We start from the raw sequence: 4,548 nt of genomic DNA on the forward strand, positions 1-4,548 counted from the left end.
CATCGACCCAGCCATTGCCTCACCACTGCTGCTAACAACTGCTACTGATGCGATGGGTTTTTTGTATTTTTAGGTTTAGCAACGCTGATTTTACTTAAATAAAGCTATTATTTTTTAAACGCAACTAAAAAAACTATTAAAACTTGACAAATAAAAGATAATTTTAATAAACTACACTTAATTTATTATACGAGGATTTATATATGAAAAAAAGTAACAAAAATTTACTTCTATTAGGAGTATCTACCATTACAGTAATGTCTCTTTTAAGTGGTTGTGGTAAAAAACCTCTTCCACAACCAGTTGATCATGACAACTATAAACCGCAGGCAGAACTATTTGCTCCATACAGCATTAAAAATGAAACTTTTTCAAAAGAGATAGTAAATCATACTAATGGCCCTGCTCTTCGTCTAAATGATTACAAACCTGTTGGTTTTAATACTCGTGTTTATAAACTCAAGAAATCTGGTGTCTTATGGAATACCCCAGATACTCCACAAATACCATTTGAAAAAGTAGAGTGTAAAAATAAGTCAAGCCACGTTTTTATTGAAAATATAGTAATGGCGCCATTTGTTATAGGTTTAAATATTCTACTAGGTGGAGGAATGTGTGATAATCAGCATGTCTTTGATTATAAAGATTTTGATGAAACGGCAAAAGATTGGATAGAAGATGAAGATATAAACCGTATAGCTCTTATCGACAAATATGACACTCTCTTACAAACAGAGCACAAAGCAGAAAATTCACTCCAAAAAATAACGAATGAAACAAATGATGAATTAAACCAAATATTCACTCAGTACCAAAGTAACTACCTTGCAAAAACACCAAAAGTAAAAGTAAACATACAAGATCGTAGTGGCTTTTATCATAATGAACAACTTGATACACTAACATCAATAGAACATAAAGCACTTGAAAAACACCCTGTAGATTTTACAAAAAGCTATGTTTCTCTTGTTGATAATTCTTTTCCTTGTACTGCAAACGATGATTGTTTCCAAAAACTATCTTCTTCAAAAGAAAAAATAGAAACAGATTTTCAAACAAGTATAAAAGAGATCAAGCAAAAGAGAAAAGCTGATGCGAAAAAAGCGTATGAAACATATCTAACAAAACAAACAAATAAAATTAGTATTATTTCAGATTATAATGAGCATCAAGCCACAATCAAGCATAAAACACTTTTTTATCATCTTAAACAAATGCCACAAGAGATTAATAGTGACACAAAAAGTATTACAGCAACATATGAAATAGTAGCTGCAAGTTTTAAAGATGTTTTTCCAAAATATTATAACAGTGACAAAAATATTAAAGTTGTATTTGAGCCTGAAACACAGACCATCGTTTTAACAAATAAAACAAATCAGTTTATAGAAATTGGCTCAATCAGCCTATACTATGATGGTGCTATTTATAAAATTGCTAATGATAGAACTCAAAATTTTACAAGTGAACTATCTCCAAATGCTGTTGTTCGATTTAATGCTTTAACATTGTGGAATTCAATAAAAGAAGCTACTTTTAATAGAGTCACAGTTAGTTCAACACGTAATAAATCCCTAAAATTTGGTTTAGCGATTAAGTATGCAACACTTCAACCTTCTCAAAACCACACAATTTATAAAGAAGATACACATAATCTTGCAAAATTTTTAAAACAGTTTTAACCAACTAGAATATGGGATGTTTTTACATCCCTCTAACAACTACTTCTTAAAGTAGTAACAGTACTCCAAATTTCCCTCTTTTCCACTCAAAGCAGAGGGAGATTTTTTCTCTAAATGCCACCCTTTAAGCGCACAAGCATCCTCAAACTTCTGCATTGCGGCTGCTATGGCTTTTTTATCGAGTACAACACCATTTTTATCTCGTTTAACCTCACGCCCCACTTCAAACTGTGGCTTAAAAAGCAAGATTATATCTTGGGAAGCAAGTCTGTCCACATCATCTAAAATATACAATAGTGAGATAAAGGCGACATCGCTCACAATCAGATCAAAGCTCTGCTTCGCTTCAAATTTGCGAATGTCACACCCCTCGTAAACCTGCACCCGTACATCCTTACGCAAGGAGTGATGCAGTTGATCATGCCCGACATCCACACAGCTGACTTCAGAGACACCTTTTTCTAAAAGCACCTGCGTAAAACCACCCGTAGAAGAGCCGATGTCAAGTGCTACTCTCCCCTCTACATCTAAACGCAGCTCTTCTAAAAAAGCATCAAGCTTAAACGCAGCACGAGAGACATATGACCTATGCTCATTTATTGTCACCTCATCACCCTCTTCTACTTTAAAAGAACTCTTTTTAAGTGCTTTTCCATTCACAAGAACAAGCCCCTCTTTTATGAGAGCCTGTGCTTTATTTCGACTTTCAACAAAACCTTTTTCTACGAGATAGTTATCTAAACGCATTGTCATTTAACATCAGTTTTACAAGAATATTTTTTCATAAGTTTTCCTCAATAATGAATCCTGTCATATTTTAAATCCTTTGTTTGGTAACTTATGTGGAGAGATTGAGGAATTATTAAAGCAGGAGTAAATTCCCACCCTATGCTGCTTTGCGTATAGTGTTCCCAGTGATAATATTTTTTAATTTCTTTAAAAATAATTTATCACTTCCTTTACTGTTATCATTTTCAATGACTACTAAAGCTTTCTTGTCAAGTTTCATTACTCTTTTATCTGCTTCAAAAGGTATTAACTGCTCTCTATGCTCTAAAAACAAATGACCTTCCCCATAGTCATCCATCCAAAATCTAATATCAGCTTCGTAATCGTTTAAAATACTTTCTAAATTTTTCATTTGGAACTCCTTTTGTTATTTTTGCTTTTATGCTAGATTGAGTACTTTCAAAACTTTTACTCTTAGGTTCTATCTTATAACTTGTCATTATTTTACCATGTTCATTAAAGATAACAGCCCAACTTTTGTCACTATTATAGCATATGTTATCCCAACTATTTTCATGTTGAGCAAAAACATACTCTACTGATGTACTCAAACACTCTAAAATTTTTGTAATATAATCTTTCTCACTAGCGACATGCTTAAGAAATATCCTTTTCTCTACATGGGATGTAAAATGTTTTTTAGATTGCCAAGTATTACCAAAATTGCCATCAATATCATCTTTAATGCTCTCAAAGTTGGATATTATTTTATCTTCAATATTTTTCATCCCCGAATTATACCCAAACACCTCACTATGCTTTTTAATAGAATACTTCGGACGAATGCTCTTAAAAACACTTTTCAATCCTAGCCGATTCCAATCAAGATTTTGCTGAAGCAGAGTAATCGGAAAGATACTTAAATCAAAAGCTTCATCTATAATTGTTTTGCATCATATACTCTCTGCTTCTTTCTCTTACGCATCTCTTCTTCATACTTAAAAGCATCCACTGCAATTCTCTCTTTTTCAAAGTCAAAAAGCTCACTAAATATCTCTTGTTTTTGTAATGCTCTTAATATTGCAATGAGATTATGCAGCGTTATTTTTGCGTTTTGTTCTAGGTTTCGCACCACTCCTATTTTCACATCTGCTTTTTGAGCGAGTTGTTCTTGCTTTAAGTGTTGTGCCACTCTTTCACTCTTTATTCGTGAAGCTAATAGTTTTGCTATTTCATCATTCGTAGTAAAAAAATTAATTTCGCTCATACTAAGTCCTCAACATATAAATACCTTTATTTTGATAATAATAGCATATTTATGCTAACAACTATCGATATAATGATAATTGTATATAAATTAGAGCATACTTTGCATCTCATCTTCAGTAAGTGTAGCCACACCCAAACTCACAGCCTTATCATACTTACTTCCAGCATCTTCACCATAAATCAAAAAGTCAGTTTTTTTACTCACACTTCCTGAAACTTTCGCACCTAGAGACTCTAGCATCTCTTTTATTTTTGGTCTTGGTCTGCTCATGCTTCCTGTTAGGACAATGGTTTTTCCTTTAAAAGGGTTCTCTTTTGCTTCCTCTTTTTTCTCAGGAGCTACAGGCTCTAAAATCGCTTGCAATTTTTGCACTGTTTCACGATTTACACGCATAAATTCTAAGTAACTCTCTGCCATCTCATCACCTATACCATCAATGGCTGTAAGTTCCTCTTTCGCTGCGTTTAGATACTCCAGTCCAAAGGCTTGTGCTATCATTTTTGAAGCCACTTCTCCTATATGCTCAATACCAAGTGCATTTATAAAACGCCAAAGTTCACTGCGTTTAGCATTTACTATTGCGTTTAGAAGATTTTGTGCTTTTTTCTCTTTAAAGCCCTCTAACTCCAAAAGTTTTTCCATACTCAAATCAAACAAATCAAGCACACTTTTTACAAGTCCTTCGCTATAGAGTTGCTCTACTATTTTATTGCCAAGTCCATCAATGTTTAGACAGGGCTTCGAAGCAAAGTAGATGATGGAGTTTACAACTCTTGCTTCGCAGTTGAGATTTTGACACTTTATTAGTACCTCTTCTTGTAGAAGTTCACTCCCACAAACAGGACAATTTTTTGGTCTCTCTACTTT

6 protein-coding genes are annotated in these 4,548 nt (G+C 33.5%); 1 reads left to right on the top strand and 5 read right to left on the bottom strand.

Annotated elements, in window-relative coordinates:
* Nucleotides 1-203: 203 nt before the first annotated feature.
* Nucleotides 204-1,682, top strand: a complete 1,479-nt coding sequence (locus tag MVY38_RS03475; RefSeq protein WP_297483621.1) for a hypothetical protein — start codon at nucleotides 204-206, stop codon at nucleotides 1,680-1,682.
* A gap of 39 nt (nucleotides 1,683-1,721) precedes the next feature.
* Here the strand turns inward: MVY38_RS03475 and MVY38_RS03480 are convergent, their stop codons facing one another.
* The 5 genes from MVY38_RS03480 to MVY38_RS03500 all read right to left on the bottom strand — a co-directional run.
* Entirely contained in the window at nucleotides 1,722-2,429 is a 708-nt protein-coding gene (locus MVY38_RS03480) for a TlyA family RNA methyltransferase (protein ID WP_297483631.1), read from the bottom strand.
* A 139-nt stretch (nucleotides 2,430-2,568) separates the two neighbouring features.
* Nucleotides 2,569-2,823: a hypothetical protein gene (locus MVY38_RS03485; RefSeq protein WP_297483623.1), complete on the bottom strand. Its 255-nt coding sequence runs from the start codon at nucleotides 2,821-2,823 to the stop codon at nucleotides 2,569-2,571.
* On the bottom strand, nucleotides 2,783-3,199 hold the full coding sequence (locus tag MVY38_RS03490) for a hypothetical protein (RefSeq protein ID WP_297483625.1): 417 nt from the start codon (nucleotides 3,197-3,199) through the stop codon (nucleotides 2,783-2,785). The genes MVY38_RS03485 and MVY38_RS03490 overlap by 41 nt, the downstream gene beginning before the upstream one ends.
* Nucleotides 3,200-3,348: 149 nt before the next feature.
* Nucleotides 3,349-3,678: a helix-turn-helix transcriptional regulator gene (locus MVY38_RS03495; protein ID WP_297483627.1), complete on the bottom strand. Its 330-nt coding sequence runs from the start codon at nucleotides 3,676-3,678 to the stop codon at nucleotides 3,349-3,351.
* A gap of 90 nt (nucleotides 3,679-3,768) precedes the next feature.
* Nucleotides 3,769-4,548 (bottom strand): BRCT domain-containing protein (locus MVY38_RS03500; RefSeq protein WP_297483629.1); only part of this gene is annotated, 780 nt, incomplete at its 5' end.

The sequence above is a fragment of the Sulfurimonas sp. genome, from assembly GCF_027056685.1.
Classification (GTDB): Bacteria; Campylobacterota; Campylobacteria; order Campylobacterales; family Sulfurimonadaceae; genus Sulfurimonas.

Bases quoted from the DNA above. Each gene is read 5' to 3' on its own strand.
- MVY38_RS03495 (WP_297483627.1), bottom strand. From the start codon at position 3,678: ATGAGCGAAATTAATTTTTTTACTACGAATGATGAAATAGCAAAACTA.
- MVY38_RS03480 (WP_297483631.1), bottom strand. From the start codon at position 2,429: ATGCGTTTAGATAACTATCTCGTAGAAAAAGGTTTTGTTGAAAGTCGA.
- MVY38_RS03475 (WP_297483621.1), top strand. From the start codon at position 204: ATGAAAAAAAGTAACAAAAATTTACTTCTATTAGGAGTATCTACCATT.
- MVY38_RS03485 (WP_297483623.1), bottom strand. From the start codon at position 2,823: ATGAAAAATTTAGAAAGTATTTTAAACGATTACGAAGCTGATATTAGA.
- MVY38_RS03490 (WP_297483625.1), bottom strand. From the start codon at position 3,199: ATGAAAAATATTGAAGATAAAATAATATCCAACTTTGAGAGCATTAAA.